Annotated in this window: 17 protein-coding genes; 10 read left to right on the plus strand and 7 right to left on the minus strand. The window is 33.5% G+C overall.

Annotation, left to right across the window (positions count from 1 at the left end):
• The first annotated feature begins 677 nt into the window (after positions 1–677).
• Positions 678–1,049: a septal ring lytic transglycosylase RlpA family protein gene (locus tag AB671_RS18580; RefSeq protein ID WP_066678350.1), complete on the plus strand. Its 372-nt coding sequence runs from the start codon at positions 678–680 to the stop codon at positions 1,047–1,049.
• Positions 1,050–1,100: 51 nt separating this feature from the next.
• Here the strand turns inward: AB671_RS18580 and AB671_RS18585 are convergent, their stop codons facing one another.
• The gene (locus AB671_RS18585) at positions 1,101–1,865 is read right to left on the minus strand and encodes an exodeoxyribonuclease III (protein ID WP_066678348.1); all 765 of its coding nucleotides are present in this window, start codon (positions 1,863–1,865) and stop codon (positions 1,101–1,103) included.
• A 66-nt stretch (positions 1,866–1,931) separates the two neighbouring features.
• Positions 1,932–2,342: an MliC family protein gene (locus AB671_RS18590; RefSeq protein ID WP_066678347.1), complete on the minus strand. Its 411-nt coding sequence runs from the start codon at positions 2,340–2,342 to the stop codon at positions 1,932–1,934.
• Between the two features lie 156 nt (positions 2,343–2,498).
• Between AB671_RS18590 and AB671_RS18595 the strand changes: the two genes are divergently transcribed.
• Positions 2,499–6,377 (plus strand): hybrid sensor histidine kinase/response regulator transcription factor, encoded by a 3,879-nt coding sequence (locus AB671_RS18595; RefSeq protein ID WP_066678346.1) that lies wholly within the window; start codon positions 2,499–2,501, stop codon positions 6,375–6,377.
• 97 nt (positions 6,378–6,474) lie between these two features.
• Complete coding sequence (locus tag AB671_RS18600) at positions 6,475–7,722, plus strand: LamG-like jellyroll fold domain-containing protein (protein ID WP_066678344.1); 1,248 nt, start codon at positions 6,475–6,477, stop codon at positions 7,720–7,722.
• A gap of 95 nt (positions 7,723–7,817) precedes the next feature.
• On the opposite strand, the gene AB671_RS18605 is transcribed toward AB671_RS18600, so the two are convergent.
• On the minus strand, positions 7,818–9,362 hold the full coding sequence (locus AB671_RS18605) for a response regulator (RefSeq protein ID WP_066678342.1): 1,545 nt from the start codon (positions 9,360–9,362) through the stop codon (positions 7,818–7,820).
• A gap of 246 nt (positions 9,363–9,608) precedes the next feature.
• Between AB671_RS18605 and AB671_RS18610 the strand changes: the two genes are divergently transcribed.
• The 7 genes from AB671_RS18610 to AB671_RS18640 all read left to right on the plus strand — a co-directional run bounded on the left by AB671_RS18610 (position 9,609) and on the right by AB671_RS18640 (position 16,232).
• The gene (locus tag AB671_RS18610; RefSeq protein ID WP_066678340.1) at positions 9,609–10,814 is read left to right on the plus strand and encodes an HD domain-containing protein; all 1,206 of its coding nucleotides are present in this window, start codon (positions 9,609–9,611) and stop codon (positions 10,812–10,814) included.
• Positions 10,815–10,902: 88 nt separating this feature from the next.
• Positions 10,903–11,934 carry a UDP-3-O-(3-hydroxymyristoyl)glucosamine N-acyltransferase gene (lpxD, locus tag AB671_RS18615; RefSeq protein ID WP_066678338.1) on the plus strand — a complete coding sequence of 344 codons (1,032 nt, stop codon included), beginning with the start codon at positions 10,903–10,905 and terminating at the stop codon, positions 11,932–11,934.
• Positions 11,927–13,324 carry a bifunctional UDP-3-O-[3-hydroxymyristoyl] N-acetylglucosamine deacetylase/3-hydroxyacyl-ACP dehydratase gene (locus AB671_RS18620; RefSeq protein WP_066678336.1) on the plus strand — a complete coding sequence of 466 codons (1,398 nt, stop codon included), beginning with the start codon at positions 11,927–11,929 and terminating at the stop codon, positions 13,322–13,324. The genes lpxD and AB671_RS18620 overlap by 8 nt, the downstream gene beginning before the upstream one ends.
• A complete protein-coding gene (lpxA, locus tag AB671_RS18625; protein ID WP_066678334.1) occupies positions 13,325–14,113 on the plus strand; it encodes an acyl-ACP--UDP-N-acetylglucosamine O-acyltransferase in 789 nt (262 codons plus the stop codon).
• A 14-nt stretch (positions 14,114–14,127) separates the two neighbouring features.
• Complete coding sequence (locus AB671_RS18630; RefSeq protein WP_066678332.1) at positions 14,128–14,475, plus strand: hypothetical protein; 348 nt, start codon at positions 14,128–14,130, stop codon at positions 14,473–14,475.
• A gap of 20 nt (positions 14,476–14,495) precedes the next feature.
• Positions 14,496–15,059 (plus strand): elongation factor P, encoded by a 564-nt coding sequence (gene efp, locus AB671_RS18635; RefSeq protein ID WP_066678330.1) that lies wholly within the window; start codon positions 14,496–14,498, stop codon positions 15,057–15,059.
• Positions 15,060–15,329: 270 nt separating this feature from the next.
• Positions 15,330–16,232 carry an LpxD N-terminal domain-containing protein gene (locus AB671_RS18640; RefSeq protein ID WP_066678328.1) on the plus strand — a complete coding sequence of 301 codons (903 nt, stop codon included), beginning with the start codon at positions 15,330–15,332 and terminating at the stop codon, positions 16,230–16,232.
• Positions 16,233–16,552: 320 nt separating this feature from the next.
• Here AB671_RS18640 and AB671_RS18645 read toward each other — a convergent pair whose 3' ends face one another.
• From AB671_RS18645 to AB671_RS18660, 4 genes are all read right to left on the minus strand, one after another.
• Positions 16,553–16,972, minus strand: coding sequence for a hypothetical protein (locus tag AB671_RS18645; protein ID WP_066678325.1), 420 nt, complete (start codon positions 16,970–16,972; stop codon positions 16,553–16,555).
• On the minus strand, positions 16,972–17,808 hold the full coding sequence (locus AB671_RS22815; protein WP_317040129.1) for an RHS repeat-associated core domain-containing protein: 837 nt from the start codon (positions 17,806–17,808) through the stop codon (positions 16,972–16,974). Before AB671_RS22815 ends, AB671_RS18645 begins: the two co-directional genes overlap by 1 nt.
• A gap of 17 nt (positions 17,809–17,825) precedes the next feature.
• Positions 17,826–18,299 (minus strand): hypothetical protein, encoded by a 474-nt coding sequence (locus AB671_RS18655; protein WP_066678321.1) that lies wholly within the window; start codon positions 18,297–18,299, stop codon positions 17,826–17,828.
• Positions 18,274–19,122: RHS repeat domain-containing protein (locus tag AB671_RS18660; protein WP_185114089.1), on the minus strand; the 849-nt coding region annotated here is incomplete at its 5' end. The genes AB671_RS18660 and AB671_RS18655, both read right to left, overlap by 26 nt.

The raw sequence follows: 19,122 nt of genomic DNA on the forward strand, positions 1-19,122 counted from the left end.
TCAAAATACTCAATCAAGAGTTCTGGTAAAAATAATTTAAGTAGTTCAGCATCATTTAACATACTACAAAAATATCATTTATTATTTTGCTCCCCAACTTTTGAGACTGAGCCATTTTCATCTTATTAAACAATTCATATCGAATAATGCTGATATCTGTAATTTGAACTTCAGAAGAGTTTAATATCTAGATAATCTTAAAATAGAAATGATTGAATACAGATAGATTCAATTCTAAAAAATTATTTTAAGCGCAAAACAAGCTCTTTTTACTCTACAACGTCTGTTTTTCCTTTTTCGATTTGATAGATTTATCCTAAATCATTTGATAGAATTTCAATTGGTTTTGTTTAAATAGTAAAGAATCTAATTCAGATAAATAATTAAATAGTCATGAATCAATTGATTTCTCCTTTTATTTTGTAGAGTTAAGGTGTTGTTTATTAGTGTTTTGTATTTTGACGAAATTAAAATTATGTAATGGTTAGTTAATTAAATTAATATTTACATATTTTTTTTAACGTTTTTTAACGCCATGCTTCAATTGCACTATTCATAGTAAATCGCAGTCTTTTTTAAGTTTTAGTTAAGTTTTATTTAATACTTGTTAACCATTAAAATAGGCAGTGCTAATGTTTAGCTATAGTTTTGCCCCGTCAAACAAATAAAAGTTCAACATGATGAAAAGATTCATTCTCGTAATCATAATGATGATTTCAACACTAGGTATTTATTCATTTACGAATAATACTGGAGATGCGAAGAAAACAAGTTATGCATCGTACTACCACGATAAATTTAACGGTAGAAAAACTGCAAGCGGAGCCATTTTTGATAATTCAAAACTTACCGCAGCACACAGAACGCTTCCTTTTGGTACCGTAGTTAGGGTGACCAATCTGAACAATGGTAAAGAAGTAATTGTATCGATTAATGATAGAGGTCCTTTCCACTCAGCTAGAGCATTAGATATGTCTAAAGCCGCGTTCGATGAAATCGGAAATATCGATCACGGTGTTATTCCGGTACAATATGAAATTGTCGATTAATTTATGATTTAAATGATAAAGCCAGCTAAATTTTAGCTGGCTTTTATGTTTTTAGAGGTTAAACTCGATTAAAGCAGGACAATGATCAGAATGCACGGCTTCCTTTAAAATAACGGCTCTGCTGAGTTTATCTTTTAAAGAATAAGAAGCAAAGTTATAATCTAACCTCCAACCTTTATTATTGGCTCTTGCATTTTGTCGGTAGCTCCACCAGGTATAATTGTCTGGTTCGTTATTAAAGAGCCTGAAACTGTCTATCAATTCACATTCTTCGATGAAGTTGGTCATCCATTCTCTTTCCATTGGCAAAAAGCCGGAAGTGTTCTTCAAACCTACAGGATTATGAATATCAATCGCCTGATGACAGATATTAAAATCTCCAGAGATAATCAAATTCGGAATTTCTTTCTTTAAATTTTTAATATACTCTAAAAAGTCATGGCAAAACTGCATTTTAAATTCCAGTCTTTCAATATTGGAAGCTGAAGGAACATACACAGAAATTACTGAAAATCCGTCAAAATCTGCACGGATGATTCTTCCTTCGTTATCATAGCTTTCAATTCCGCAACCATATTCTACATGATTGGGTTTTGTTTTAGAGGCAATTCCGACTCCGCTGTATCCTCTTCTCTGTGCAGAATGCCAATAACTGTGATATCCCGCTTTTTCAAGACTTTCTATATCGATCTGATCGTTTCCTGCTTTACTTTCCTGAATGCAGATAATATCCGGATCGGCAGTTTTCAACCATCCTAAAAAATCTTTTGTAAAAGCAGCTCTGATGCCGTTGACGTTGTAGGTAATTAATCTCATAAAATAAATATAAAAGCAAAGTTATAAAAACAAATGCCGGTTTTTGTACCGACACTCATAACTTGTTTATTTTTCACTTTTAAAAATTAACTTTCCGTCTTTGTGAAGTTCGTTTTCATTTCCTTTGCCTCGTAATTCGTAATGGTCATTTTTATACCAAATTCCGGATGCCGGTTTTTGACCTTCAAGTTCTATCGTTTCTCCATTAAATAGTAGAGTAGCCGTGTTTTTTGTATTGTTAAATGTCACATCTAACTTTTTTCCATCTTTATCTGAAAGAGTGGTTTTGATAATTTCAGAATTAGATTCTGGTGTTTTGTTTGCCAAAGAATCACTTTCAGGTTGGTTGGTAGAGTCTGTCGGAGAACTCACGATAGAGTCTGAACCTAAAGCGGGTTCTGTTGTTTTGTTTTCTTTTTTACAAGCTGTTAATGTTAATACCGCAGCAAACGAAGCTGCCAAAATGTTTTTAGTCATAATTATTATATTAAGGGTAACAATCTCCTTCAAATTAAATACCAAAACCCTGTGAATTAAATTAATTAACAGATATGAATTGATATTTGAGTTGCTCTGTAGAAAAAGCATTTTTTTAATAAGTATATTGCGAATTTAATTGATGGAACAAGTTCTATGCTTAAATTTAATTTTTTTCTCTTCCTTTCTATTTTTGGTTTACAATTATTTTTTGCTCAAAATATTAGGCATTTATCTGTAGATGAAGGTTTGCCACAATCTTTTGTTTCAGCTTTGGAACAAGATAACGAAGGCTTTGTATGGATAGGGACCCGAAACGGGCTTTCCCGATACGACGGAAAAAACTTTAAAACTTTTCAGCATCACTTTAACAACAAAAATTCTTTAGCTTCAAATACGGTAGATTATTTAAGAAAAGGCAGAGAAAATGGTCTTTGGATAAAATACGAAACTGCAGGAATAGATTATTTGGATATAAATTCCGGAAAAATCAACCATATTATTGATGCACAATTTTTAGATAAAAATAATCTGACTATTCATCGGAAATCATGGTTGGTAACGCAGGATGGTTTTTTATGGTTTAAAAGCTCAGCAAATGAGGTCTTTAGTTTTGATATCCAAAGAAAAATTCTGAAACGCCAAAATCTGAATCTTCGTTCTGATGAAATTATTTATAATATATTAGAAGATAAAAAGCAGAATATTTGGATATTAACGCAGAAAAGCTTCAAAGTTTTTACTAAAAAAACGAACAGATTTATCAACATTCCTATTCCTTATACTATGTTTGTGAATAAGCTTCAGCAAAACAATAAAGAAGCAGTTTTGTTTCATCAAAGAAAAAACGGGGAATTAATGTGGGCAGATAAAGAATGGTTTTATTTTTTTGATCCTGTGAAAAGAACTTTCAGAAACGAAAAACTACCGTTTTTGCCTATTTATAATATTAAATTGCTCAGTACAGATTCTCAAGGTAAAGAGTACTTTGTTGCAGACCATTCTATTTATAGTTACGATGATGGATTAGGTTTTAGAAAAACGGCTGCTCTCAATTTAGAAAAAAGCAGACCGCCACAGGCTTTTCTTGTTGATAATTCAGGCTTAATGTGGATTGGCGGAGATGCTGAAGGAATTTATACTGTAGATTCAAAACTCAATTTTCAGTCTTTTGCTTTTGAAAAAGATTTCGCCGCCGACCTTCTGAAAAACTATTATGGAGTTTCTATTTCTGATTTTTTTGATTGGCAGAATCGGAACGGAGTTTTACCTTCTTCCTATTTCCTCAGGTCTGTAACGACACAAAATAAAAATTGGATCGCCCTAAACCGTATCGTTTCTTATTATGATCATCTACAGAAGAAGATCTTTCGTTTACCAGAGTTACCAAAATTAAAAGACGGAAGTTTTGCTCCTATAAAAGGGATCAGTCTTTATGGTGATTCACCGATTGTCATTGATGACCTGAACAATATTTATATTTTCGATCGATCAAAATGGAAACTTTTATTTTCATCAGATCAATTTAGCTCGAATATAACTCCAACGAATATTTATTTTGACCAAAAAACCAAAATGCTTTGGGTTATTACAGGATCTCACGGTATTGTTAAAGTGAATTTTGGCACAAAGAAAATTGATCATATAAAAAATAATACAAAAGACCTTCCTGTCAATCATTTAATTTCTCTTACTCCAGATCCTAAAAATGATAATATTTTGTGGATAGGGAGCAATGATGGATTGATTCAATTTAATAAAAATGATAATAAGGTTAAAATATTTTCCGGAAAAGAAGGCTTTCCCGATAATGTCATCTATTCTATTCTTCCGGATAGGTCTGGGAATTTATGGATAGGAACCAATAAAGGGCTTTTGAAATTTGATCCTAAAACGTATAAAGTAAGGATTTTTACCCGTTCTCATGGTTTAGAAAATATTGAATTCAACAGGTTTCATCAATTGATGCTTCCCGACGGGAAATTGGCTTTTGGCGGTGCTAAAAGTGGGGTCGTTTTCAATCCTGAAGATATTAAGAAAGATAATTTTTCTCCTCCTACAGCAATTACACAAATTACGCTTAATAATGAAAAAATCAATCTTGCCAAAAGAGATTTGAAGCCCATCAATCAAATTAAAGAGCTTTCTGTAGGGCATTTCGAAAATACAGTTTCTATAAGTTTTGCGGCTCTTCAGTATAATCAGCCCCACCAAATTTATTACCGTTATCGTTTGAAAGGATACCAGGATGAATGGATTTTTGCAGGGAATAATACGGAAGCAGTTTTTACAAAACTTCCGCCTGGAACCTATATTTTTGAAGTAAATGCTACCAACACAACAGGAAATTGGAGCACCCTCATCAAATCTTTAACGATAAAAGTAACGCCGCCTTGGTGGAAAACTTGGTGGGCTGTAATATTCTATTTAATTGCATTGATGGGAGGTGTTTTTGGGTTCATAAGATTTAAAATTAATCAGGAGATTATTAAAAAATCAATGCAATTAAAACAGAAAGAAGCTCAGGAACTTAGGAGGCTCGATAAAATAAAAACAAAATTCTTTGCCAATATTGCTCACGAATTCCGAACTCCGTTGTCTTTAATTATAGGACCTGCAGAACAGCTGAAATCTGTAGATTCTCAAGACGAAAAAGAGAAACTGTTTGGTACAATAAAGAAAAATACAAACAGTTTGATCCATCTTACCGATCAGCTAATTGATGTTGCGAAGCTTGAGGCGGGAGTTTTAAAACCTCATTTTGTATGGGGAGACGTAGTTCCTGTCATTTCAAATATTGTGAATGCTTTTTTAGAAACCGCTAACGAAAATGGTATTACCCTCAGTTTAGAATCTCCAGAAAAAGCTGAATTCTTATTTTCAATCAATACTTTAGACGGTATTTTATATAATTTGATCTCCAATTCCGTTAAATTTTGTAATAATGGCGATGCGATTACGGTAAAAGTAAATCAAGAAAACGATGGGTTATCAATTCAGGTTATCGATTCAGGAGCCGGGATTCCTGAAAATGAGCAACTGGAAATTTTTGAAAGATATTTTAAAGGTTCCAATCAAGATCAGTTGCAGGGAAATGGTTTGGGACTTTCCCTTGTGAAAGAGTTGGTAGATATGCATCACGGAACAATCAATATGAAAAGTTCTACTCAAGAGCCTTCAGGAACTGCGTTTTCAATTTGGCTTCCTTTTGAATTTCAGAAAGAAGAATTGGTTAAAAAAGCAGAATCGCAACAAAACTCAGAAGAAAAAGCGACAATATTTATTGTGGAAGATCACGAAGAGTTGGCGCAGTTTATTGCCGGAAATTTAGCGGATTCATATCATGTTTTAACTGCACAAAACGGCAAAAAAGCATTAGAAATTACTCAGGAGAAAATGCCAAATCTTATTGTAACTGATGTTGCAATGAGTGAAATGGATGGTTTTGAGTTTTGTAAAGCGGTAAAAACAGATGTCAATATCAATCACATTCCTATTATTATGCTCACGGCAAAAGCCGATGCAGAAAGTAAACTTGAAGGTCTCTCTCTTGGAGCCAACGACTATCTAGTAAAACCTTTCAGTGTCGAAGAGCTTAAATTGAGAATAGAAAATCTGCTGAATTTACAGAACCGTCAATATGAATATTTTCAAAGAAACTTTTTGCAGCCCGAAGCAAATATTGTGGAACCTGAAACAAAACAACCCAATCCAACAGAAAATCTGCATCAGGAATTTCTCAATAGAATTTATGAGATCATTGATAAAAATTTAGATGATAACAATTTCAGCGTAGATGAGCTAGCTTCTGAATTATCAATGAGCCGAACGAGTCTTCACCGAAAAGTAAAGATGATGTTTAATATTCCTACAGGAGAAATTATTAAAATTTACAGACTCAAAAAAGCTGCAGAATTCTTAAAACAAAATCATAGTGTTTCTGAAGTGGCTTATATGACAGGATTTAATACACCTTCTTATTTTACCAAGTGTTTTAAAGAGTATTTTGGCAAAACACCCAATACATACCACTAAATAAGAGGGTTGCAACGAGAATGATAGTTTTTGCAACGAGATTATATTTCTTTTTTGGATTCGAAATGTAATTTGGCCGAAACAAAATTATTATCGTATGTATAAAAATCTACTTAAGAACAATGTAAAATGTGTAATATTATTTACTGTTTTATTGGGAGCTATTTCCAGAGTAAATGCTCAGCAGAATGCTCTCAATTTTGACGGGACTGATGATTATATTCAAACCACTTATCCCGGAGTTTTAGGAAACGCACCTCGTACAGTAGAAGCCTGGATAAAATTGCCAACAACTACAGCAGGTGAAAATTTGGTGACAACTTGGGGATCCGATAATGTAAATGGAGGAAGATTTACTGTAAGAATCAATAATGTGAGTGGATCGTATAAATTAAGAATTGAAAACAAAGGTGGGGGAGTAAACGGTACCGTTACTCTTAATGACGGAAACTGGCATCATATTGCCGTAACCTATGACAACAGTTTGTCTACCAATAAATATAAATTGTATGTAGACGGAAATCTAGATACACAGGGAAATATAAGTACTGCAACCAATACTGTGGCACTTACCAATATGATCATTGGAAGAAGAATTAATCCAAGTTTAGGAGGGTTTTTCAATGGAAGCATAGATGAAGTTCGTGTTTGGGATAAAGCTCTTACATTGGCTGAAATTCAGGCTAATAAAAATTATCAGTTTTGTACAGCACCTGCAAATCTAAAGGCTTATTTTAAAATGAATGAAGGAACTGTAAATTCAAATAATAGTACTGTAACTTCTATCGCCAGTTCTGTAGGTTCTTACACAGGTACTTTAAATAACTTTACTTTGAATGGAACTGCATCTAATTTTACAGCAGGATTCTCTTCAGTAACTACACCAAATATTAATAGTAACATAACAGTTTCCGGATTTACACTTACCGCCACTCAAGCAGGCGCTAATTATCAATGGATAAATTGCAATAACGGAAATGCTCCGGTTGGAGTAACTACACAGTCTTTTACACCAACTATTGCTGGAAATTATGCGGTAATTATTACGCTTGCTGGTTGTACACAAACGTCTTCTTGTCAATCGGTAACTTTGGGCGTGAATGATGTTGAGGTCATTCCTCAATTGACTTTATCCCCAAATCCTACAAGCGGAACTCTAAAAATAACGGCTAAAAATGAAATCGAAAAAGTGGAGATTACAAGCTTTGCTGGACAGAGATTAATGAGTTTTCAGCCAAATTCAGCGAATACAGAACTCAACATATCTCAATTGAAGGAAGGTATTTATTTGGTGAAAGTAAGTTCAAAACAACAAACCCAAATTTACAAAATAATCAAAAAGTAGTTTTTTTTCATAAATCATTATTACTTAATCCATATTAATGATTAAGCCTCTTCGGTATTGAAGAGGCTTTTGTAATTTTTATTTTGCTTAAAAAATTATTTTGGTTCCAGAATACTGATAGGGATTATACATTCTTCTAAAGAAATTCCACCATGCTGGTAAGTTTCCTTATAATAATTTACAAAGTGATTGTAGTTTTTAGGATAAGCTAAAAACGTATTATTCTTTGCGAAAATATATTTCGAGCTTAGATTCCCTTTAGGTAAAAATAATTTTTCAGGATTGCTCACTGCCCAAACATCTTTATCATCATAGGTTAAGCTTTTTCCTGTTTTGTAACGAATGTTGGTTGAGGTTTCTCTATCACCCACAACACGGCTTGGTTTTTTTACATAAACGGTTCCGTGATCGGTTGTAATAACCAATTTAAATCCGTTTTCTGCGGCAAGTTTAATGATTTTAATTAATGAAGAGTTCTCAAACCAGTTTGATGTTAATGATCTAAACGTTTTATCATCTCTGATCAGCTGATCTACAATATGATTGTCGGTTTTGGCATGCGAAAGAATATCGATAAAGTTATAAACGATGACCAAAAGATCATTGTTCTTATGCTGATTGAAATCATCATAGATTTTTCTTTCAAAATCAGCATTCAAAACTTTAAGGTACTTCATTGATTTTGAGCTTAAACCAACTCTTTTCATTTGGTCTTCTAAGAAATCACGCTCAAATTCATTTTTATTTCCTTCTTCATTATCATTAAACCATTTGTCAGGGAAGCGTTTTTCAATTTCTGAAGGCAAAAGTCCTGCAAAAAAAGAATTTCTTGCATATTGTGTCGCCGTTGGAAGAATACTGTAATAATAATCTTCAGAAACTTTATTGTAATATTTGGTGAAGAGAGGTTCGATTACTTTCCATTGGTCATATCTTAGATTATCGACCATTAAAAGAAGTACTTTGTCTTTTTCAACAACAGGTTTTACTTTATCTTTAAATAGAGTGTGGCTCATCATTGGCTTGTCTGAGCCATTCAACCATTCTTCGTAATTGTTTTCGATAAATTTAGCAAACTGAATATTGGCTTCTTCTTTTTGGGATTGAAGAAGGTCTGCAAATTCATTATCGGTTACTTTATCAAATTTAAGTTCCCAATTGACGATTTTTTTATAATATTCTGCCCATTCCTGGTATGTTCTCAGGTAAGAAAGTTCCATCGAAAGGTTTCTGAATTCCTGCTGATATTGCAAAATCGTTTTTTGCTCTACCAAATTATCTTCCTGAAGATTCTTTTTTAATGAAAGTAAAATCTGATTAGGGTTGACAGGTTTTAAAATATAATCTGCAATCTGCGAACCGATTGCTTCTTCCATGATATGCTCTTCCTCACTTTTGGTTACCATGACAATTTTTAAAGCATTGTCTTTTTCTTTAATCATTGGGATGGCTTCCAATCCGGAAATTCCCGGCATATTTTCGTCGATTAGCGTTAAATCAAATTTCTCAGAATCAATCAATTCTAAAGCTTCATTTACGTTGTTTACCGGAGTTACAACGTAACCTTTCTTTTCAAGAAAAACAATATGAGGTTTTAGTAGATCTATTTCATCATCAATCCATAATATTTTGTTTGACATATAAGTTTATTTTTTATGCGGAATATAGTATCAAAACTGCGACCAAAACTTTATAAAACCTCACAAAATAAGGAGCCTAAAAGTTAAATCTTAGTTAAAGATTTTTATCTCAAATTATTGCATGAAGATAAGATAAATACTGCGATTTGTAAACAATTTTTAATGTTTATATTCTAAATAATAATTGGCAGTTTTCTTTGAATTGACTTTAAAAACCTAATTTTGCAATACTCTCAGAATATTTCCATGCAGAACAAGCTTAAAATCATCAACGATCCGGTACACGGTTTCATCAAAATACCTCACGAAATCTTATTTGATGTTATTGAACATCCTTATTTCCAAAGACTAAGAAGGATTTCGCAGACCGGACTTTTAAATTTAATTTTTCCGGGAGCAACACATACAAGATTTCATCATGCTATTGGTGCGATGCACTTGATGTTTACTGCGTTGGAAACTTTAAAACAAAAAGGAGTTGCCATTTCTGTTGAAGAGGAAAAAGGGGCGATGTTGGCGATTTTAATGCATGATATTGGTCACGGCCCGTTTTCTCATGCATTGGAAAGTATGCTGATGGATGATTGGCATCACGAAAATCTTTCATTATTATTAATGAATAGGTTGAATGATGAGTTTAATGGTCAGTTGTCAACAGCGATAGAAATGTTTCAGGGAAAATACCATAGAAAATTCTTTAATCAGTTGATCAGCTCGCAATTAGATGTTGACCGTCTAGATTATTTAAACAGGGACAGCTTTTTTACAGGAGTTTCGGAAGGAAATATCAATACCCAAAGGATTATCTCAATGATGAACGTTTGTGAAGAAGAACTGGTAATTGATGCAAAGGGTGTTTATTCTATCGAAAACTTTCTTACAGCAAGAATGTTTATGTATTGGCAGGTTTATTACCATAAAACATCAGCGTTGGCAGAATTTATTTTGGTGAAAATCCTCGAAAGAGCAAAATATCTGGTTTCAGAAGGTATCGACTTACCGGCAACTGAAAATTTAAAATATTTTTTAAACAGAGGTAAAAGTGCAGCGACTGATGAAGATGTAGAACGTTTTACACAGCTTGACGATAATGATATTATTCATGCGATGAAAATTTGGCAAAAGTCAGATGATTTTGTACTTGCTTACTGGTGTAAGTGCGTTATTCAGCGTAGTTTTCCCAAAACAATTATCTCTTCACAACCTTTTGATGAAAAATTTATTGAAGAAAAAATAAAAAATGCCAATGAGTTTTTTGGAATTGATAACGGTGATGAATTAGTTCACCAAATTACAAGAAGCTTACTTCCTTATGATACAGAAAAACAACCTATTTACCTTCTTCAGAAAAATGGAAAAGTTTTGAAATTGGATGAGTCTGAAGATCAGCTTTTGTCTGGCCTCATCGTACATAAGACGAAGAGATATATCCTCGCATTTCCAAGAATGTGATGCTTAATTTTCTTAAATATTATTAAAATCGATATTCCATAAACTAAAAAATGTTTGCGAATAAGAGAATTTCTTATCTTTGCAGAATATGGAATTTACAGCTTCGCAAATTGCAAGTTTTATCGACGGAAAAATTATAGGTGACGAAAATGCACTTATTACCGGAGTTTCCCCTATTGAGAGCGGAGAATCCGGCCATCTTTCTTTTGTTGCACAAGATCGTTTTGCACATCATTTAGAAACTTCGCAATGTTCGGTACTTATTGTTACCGAGACCCTTATCAATAAAGATCAATACAATCCTACCATTATAGCTGTAAAAGATGCCTATCTTTCTTTTCAGATTTTAATGAATCTGTATCAAGAGATGCAAGGCAGAAAAGAAGGTGTGGAAGATGGTTCTTCTATTCACGATACTGCTGTGCTTGGAGATAAAGTTTATATTGGCGCATTTACTTATGTTTCAGAAAAGGTTAAAATTGGTGAAGGCTCACAGATTTTTCCTCAAGTGTACATCGGTAAAGGGGTGAAAATCGGTAAAAACTGTAAAATTGATAGTGGCGCAAGGATTTATGATTACTGCATTATTGGTGATAACTGTGTCATACATTCTAATACCGTAATTGGCGGCGACGGATTTGGTTTTCAGCCTACACCGGAAGGTTTTCAAAAAATTCCTCAGCTAGGAAACGTTATTATTGAAGATAATGTGGAAATCGGTTCTAATTGTAGTATTGATAGAGCAACCATAGGTTCTACAACTATTGGGAAAGGAACCAAAATCGATAATCTTATTCAGATTGCACACAATGTGAAAATTGGCGCAAACAATGTAATTGCTGCGCAGGCGGGAATTGCCGGTTCTACAACTATTGGAGACTGGAACCAAATTGGCGGTCAGGTTGGAATCGTAGGTCATATAAAAATAGGAAATCAGGTGAAAATTCAGGCGCAAAGTGGCGTGAATTCCAGCGTTAATGATAAAGAAACCATTTACGGTTCTCCAGCGATAAGCTACAACGACTACCTTAGAAGTTATGTACATTTCAGGAATCTTCCTGAATTGGCGAAAAGAATAAATAATCTTGAGAATAACTCAAAAGATCATACTAATGAGTGATATGCAAAAAACCCTTCAGGAAGAGGTTACTCTTTCTGGAATTGGTCTTCATACTGGTAAAGAAGTAAAATTAACCATTAAACCTGCAAAAGAAAATACAGGTTTTGTGTTCGTAAGAACAGATCTTGAAGGGCGACCTCATGTAGAAGCAGACGTAAATTACGTTGTGGCTACAGAGAGAGGAACTACTTTAGAGAAGCTAGGTGTTAAAATCAATACTTGTGAGCACGTTTTAGCTGCATTGGTTGGTTGTGATATCGATAATGCTGTTTTAGAGATGGACGCTTCTGAGCCTCCAATTTTAGATGGTTCTTCAAAGTTCTTTGTAGAAGCTATCGAAAGTGTAGGTGTGGTAGAACAAGCTGTTGCAAGAGAATATCTTGTGGTAAAAGAAGTATTAAGTTACAGCGACCCAGCTACAGGTTCAGAGATCACCATTATTCCTTCAGATCATTATGAAGTGACAACCATGGTAGATTTTGGGACTAAAGTTTTAGGAACTCAGAATGCTACGCTTAAAAATATTTCAGATTTTAAAGATGAAATTTCTTCTGCAAGAACATTCAGCTTTTTGCACGAATTGGAAATGCTTCTTGATCATGGTTTGATTAAAGGGGGTGATATCTCTAACGCTATTGTGTATGTAGATAAAGACCTCACTCCTGAAACAACCGAAAAACTGAAAAAAGCTTTCGGAAAAGACCATGTTTCTATTAGACCCAACGGTATTTTAGATAATTTAACTTTAAACTATCCAAACGAAGCTGCAAGACACAAATTATTAGACGTAATTGGTGATTTAGCTTTAACAGGGGTGAAAATTAAAGGAAAAGTTATCGCTAATAAACCAGGACATTTTGTAAATACTCAGTTTGCGAAAAAACTAAACCGTCAGTGGAAACTGCAAAAAAAGAAAAATGTTCCTGAATTTGATTTAACGAAGGAACCTGTTTTCGACATTAATGGAATCATGAAGCTAATGCCTCACAGACCTCCGTTTTTGTTGATTGATAAAATTCTTGAACTTTCAGACTCTCATGTAGTTGGTTTGAAAAATGTGACAATGAACGAACCTTTCTTCGTTGGGCATTTTCCTAAAGAACCAGTAATGCCAGGAGTTTTACAGGTAGAAGCTTTAGCACAGACAGGAGGGATTTTGGTTTTAGCAAGCGTTCCGGATCCTGAAAATTATTCAACTTATTTCATTAAAATAGATAAGGTAAAATTCAAGAGAAAAGTTGTTCCTGGTGATACAATGATTTTCAAAATTGAATTGATCGAGCCAATCAGAAGAGGTATTGTTCACATGCAAGGGTATGGTTACGTTGGCGATACAGTTGCTGTAGAAGCAGAACTAATGGCTCAAGTTGCAAAAAATAAAATTGATTAAATGATTCATCAATTAGCAGCCGTTGATAAGCGTGCAAAAATCAGCAAAAACGTTGTAGTAGAGCCATTCACTACCATTGCAGGAGATGTAGAAATAGGAGAGGGATCGTGGATTGGTTCAAATGTAACCATTATGGATGGCGCAAGAATCGGTAAAAACTGTAGAATTTTTCCCGGAACTGTAATTTCTGCAATTCCTCAGGATTTAAAATTCGATGGGGAAGACACACAAACGATTATCGGTGACGATACTACAATCAGAGAATGTGTAACGGTAAATAGAGGAACCAAGGCTTTAGGTTATACAAAAATCGGGGCAAATTGTTTGATTATGGCAACGACGCATATTGCACACGACTGTGTAATAGGTGATCATGTTATCATTGTAAACGGTTGCGGTATTGCAGGTCACGTAGAAATTGGTGACTATACAGTAATGGGAGGTTTATCGGCAGTACATCAGTTTGGTAAGATCGGAAAACATGTAATGATTTCTGGTGGTACTTTGGTGAGAAAAGATATTCCGCCTTATGTAAAAGTAGCAAGAGAGCCCATGGCTTACGCAGGAATCAATTCTGTAGGTTTAAGAAGAAGAGGTTTTACAAATGAAAAAATCTTTGAAATTCAGAAAATTTACAGAGCTATTTTTCAAATGAAGATGAATGTTTCTCAGGCTGTAACGCATATCGAAAAAGAAATGCTTCCTACTGCTGAAAGAGATGAGATTCTTCAGTTTATTCAAAACTCACCAAGAGGTATCGTAAAAGGATACGGAACAGGAAAAGAATAATTAAATTTAAATTGATGAAGAATTTAGTATTGATTCTTACAGTGTTATCAACAACTGTTTTTGCACAGCAAAAAAGAGATTTGTCTTTAGATATTAAAGATTCTCTGGCAGTTAAAAATGTAAATTCAATCCTAGATTATTCTAAAAAATCTTTTTCAAATCTTAATTCAGACTTAAAAAGTTCATCAGAAGTAAACAAAAATTTAGACCAGCTTTTAATTAATACAATCAATTTCAATACGGTTATTAACAATCGTTCTGTAACGCCTACAGATGCAGGAACATTTTACAAACCGAGAGTTGATGCTATGGATATGCTTGGAAGAAAAGTGTTGAGTCTTCAGGTCTACAAATCAAAATAAAGAAATAACATAAAAAAATAATGGCAACAAGTAACGATATCAGAAAAGGTCTTTGCATCGAATTCAGCAATGATATTTTCAAAATTATTGAGTTTCTTCACGTAAAACCAGGGAAAGGTCCTGCTTTCGTAAGAACTAAAATGAAATCAGTAACTAACGGAAAAGTTCTTGATAACACTTTTTCTGCAGGTCACAAAATCGACGAAGTAAAAGTAATCACGAGAAAATTCCAGTATCTTTATGATGATGAGAATGGTTTCCACTTTATGAATAACGAAGATTTCTCTCAGTTATATTTAAACAAGGAAATGATTGAAAACTCAAACCTGATGAAAGCAGGTGAAGAAGTGACAATCATTTTAAAAGAAGCTGACGAAACTCCGCTTTCTGCTGAATTGCCACAGTCAGTTTATTTAGAAGTTATCGAAGCTGACCCAGGTGTGAAAGGAAATACTGCAACAAACGCCTTGAAAAACGCAATCGTTGAAACAGGTGCGAGAGTAATGGTTCCTTTGTTCATCGAGCCGGGTGACAAAATCAAAGTGAGCACAGAAGACGGTTCTTACTTGGAAAGAGTAAAGTAAGAATCTTACAATATCATGAAGCTGGAAGATCATACCTTTCAGCTTTCATTTTTTTATGGCAGCAATTTCCGCCCTCCGTTCCCGCTTTTTTGCCTCCGCTTCGCTCCGGCAAAAAGAGCTCCACTCAGGTCGGGCTGCAATGTAGACAGAAAAATAAATTTTGTCAGCACATCAGATTTTGACAAAGTTCATTCAAAAACATTATTAAAAACCTTGTCAAGGTTTCAAACCTTGACAAGGTTGATTTAAACTAAAACATCATTTAAAAATATGACGTTTCATCAGCCACAAAGACTCAAGACTATCGCAGATCTTATCGGAGCAAAATTCATTGGCTCTGAAGATTTTGAAGTATTGGGAACCAACGAAATTCACAGAGTGAAATCTGGCGAAATTGTGTTCGTTAACCACCCTAAATATTATGATAAAGCTTTAAATTCTGCAGCAACCATTATCTTAATCGATAAAGAAGTAGAATGTCCGGAAGGGAAAGCGCTTTTGGTTTCAGACGATCCTTTCAGAGATTTCAATAAAATAAATACCCACTTCACAAGAATTTACAACTTCACCGAAACACTTCACGATGTAGAAATAGGCGAAGGAACAAAAATTCACCCTTCAGCAGTTTTAGGAAACAATATTACCATCGGAAAAAACACTTTGATTTTTCCAAACGTTGTCATTGGCGATAGAACGGTTATTGGGGATAATGTTGTCATTCAATCGAACACCGTCTTAGGAGGTGATGCATTTTATTACAGGAAACTCAACGGAAATTTTGACCGCTTAATCTCTGTAGGAAATGTAATTATCGAAAACAATGTAGAGATCGGGAATGGTTGTACCATCGATAGGGGAGTTACAGACTCTACCATTATTGGTGAAGGTTCTGTTTTAGATAATCAAATTCAGATTGGTCACGATACCGTAATCGGAAAAAAATGCCTGATTGCTTCACAAGTTGGCGTTGCAGGATGCTGTATCATCGGAGATGAGGTTACTCTTTGGGGACAAGTAGGTATCGCTTCCGGGAATACCATCGAAAGTGGCTCTGTTCTTTTAGGAAAAACCGGAGTCAACCGAGACCTGAAAAAAGGAACTTATATCGGAATGTTTGCCGAAGATTACAAAACCTACCTTAAAAAAGAGGTGAAATTGAGAAATTTAGAATAAAGGATATAGAAGGAATAACGTTCTTTCTATAATATTTTTTAAAACGAAGCAAGAGTAGGTGTTTTTCTACTCTTGCTTCGTTTTAAAAAAAGATGAATTTCGTTCTCGCTTTACAGGTTAAATTAAGATTTTATGCTTAACTTTTATTGCACTTTAAATTAGTAGATTTATTTCAAAATCATTGATAAGATGCTGACTAATAAAAAATAAAGACTTGTTTAATGAAAATGTAACTGCTTTATAGAAACAAAAACCACTGTAATTTTGCAGTGGTTTTGTTATTTATCTGCCACACGATACAATCGTGCGGGAGCGAGGGGCTACAGAAAAGCTTTCACTTTATTTGTGTATTCAATTTTATAATTCTTTCCATCTTTTTCAATATATATAAATTTATATTTTTGTAACTCTTCAGTACTTAATTTAAATTTCTTTTTATAATCTATCGTGATTAAAACATCTTTATTATTTTCAATTACACATGAGCCTGCATAGCCTAACTGCTCAATAGTTTCGATTTTTTTATTATAAATGATTTTTTTATTTACTTCTATTTGAAGGTTATTATTAAATGTTACGGTAAAGTAAACTATTGATTGATTATTATTTAAGTTTAATTTTCTAATGACAAGAACTGAATTTTTATCACTTTCTAAATCCTTATTAAAAGTTGATTTCACGCTTGAACAATTTATTAAGAATAAAATCCACAACAACAATATTTTGTTTTTTGTTTTCATTATTGAGCAATTTTTTGTTGACTTTCAATTAATTGAATAACTTGTGTTCTTTGGGCTGGAGTAATTTGAGTTCCTGTTGGAGATTCACGCATTAGGTTTTTAAGATTTTTCTTTGCTTCACTATCAGTATGTTTCAATCCTAAAATATGTCCATCTTCATGAGCGCCTGTAGCAGCAATAACAGATCTGTTTTGTTTATTCTCAAAGTTTATTTGACCCTCATCAGTCCATTCCATATTTGTATTTAAACCTACATTAATTTGAGTTCTATTGTCTTGAGTGTTTCCAATTTTAGATGTTAGTCCTTGAGTAGTAGTTTCAACTTGAAGTACTTCATTACTTCCCAATTTATCTGCTCCTTCAACTCCTTTTAAATCATATCCCATATTATACTCCCATAAAATAGTAGATTTATCACTTGGGCTAAAAGTAATATTAACTTGATTTCCGCTAGAATCTTTTCCACCAAAAGAGGAAACAATTTGAGCTTCGCGTTCTTTTGTTAAAGCAGACATTTGTTCTTTAGAAAGAACTCCTAATGTATTGTTCACAGGTTTGTATGTAAGGTGTAAATTAATAGTTTTTGTTTCTAAATTTCTACTCGACACCCATTCTAAACCTTCTAATTCTCTACCATCAACAACTCTGTTTTCAGAAAAATTATAATGAGACTGATAAGAGTACTTTTCAGAAAGCGGATCAATATTAAAGAACCTTCCCACATCTGGCATGTAATTTCTCCACTTAAACGAGTAAAAACCAGTCTCCTGTAATTCTTGTCCTTGGTACTTATAGTTTTTTGTGGTCGCACTCGGGTTGAACAGCCTAATTATTATTACAAGCTAAATATAATTTATTTAATTTGTGTTTTATCATTATCTGGTAGAATCATTTTCTTACTATACATGTCAAAATTTTCGTTGTAAACTTCTAAAATCTCTTTTAAAAGCAATAAAATATTATCTTTAGAACAACAGTTGCTATTTTCAATTTCACCCAATATAATATTTACTTCAACTCTAAAATCTTTTGTTTTTAAAATTTCTTTGGTGTTATTATTATATATCATTAAATAAGGCTTTCCATGTGAGGATGTTGTTCCAATTTTATAAAAACCACATTTAGGATTTAAACTTTGGGCATAAATCATTTTTGAAAAATCTTTAGGATTTCCTAACAGCTCCTTTTCTTTAATTAAGAACTCTATTATATCGTTTTTCTTATTCTCTACAGACACATCAATCAACTTCTGACCCTTGATCGTAAATAAAGGAAGTAATAATATTAATAATAATAAAAAATTATTGTCTTTGAGATTTAATTTCATCTATATGTTTTTTTTCAATTGCATTAGGTTTTTCTTCTCTATCGCTAACTTTTTTATCAAAAAGTTGATCAGCTTTTTGTTGTAAATTGGTCTTATTAGTACCATGAACCGACTCATGAACTGATAAGGCACCTATAACAGCACCCATACCTTCTTTTTTACTAAGATTGTAAAGCTCATTGTTATTTTCATCACTAAATTTTGAACCGGCAGGCGCATTGTCTAGCTCTTTAAAACTTTCAATTACTGTTGCCTCATAAACGACTATTTCAACCGAACTTACTTTAACATCCTTTGTTTTCGCATCTCTAGAAATTCCATCTGGAAATTTTGTCTTTGCATAATTAGGAGAATTCTTTTCAGTATTGTCAATTGTAAGTTTCACTTTATGACTAGCATCTCTATATTTATTTAACTGGGATAATCCTGTGGATGTTTTAGCCATTTCATTACCCATCCTTTTTGTATCAGCGGTTGCATTTTTACTCCATGTTAATGATCCATCATTGTTTTGCTTGTACGTTACAGCCTTTCCATCAGAACCCACTATCCATTCAGGTTTTCTACCATCAGGGTCAATAAATCGAATCGGGTTATTAAACGCATAATTATAAGGGCTATGGCGACGCATTTGCTCAGCCAGCGGATCTAAGATACCCCATCTCCCAATATCCGGCATATAAAATCTCGCGCCATAATCATACATTCCCGTCTCTTGTAGCTCTTTACCGTTGTACTTGTACTGATAAGCATTCGTTGTTGTAGCTGTGTAATTATGCATCAACCCAAAAGGGTAATAATTATTGGTTTCTACAATCTCTCC

The organism is Chryseobacterium sp. BGARF1, from assembly GCF_001677955.1.
Classification (GTDB): Bacteria; Bacteroidota; Bacteroidia; order Flavobacteriales; family Weeksellaceae; genus Chryseobacterium.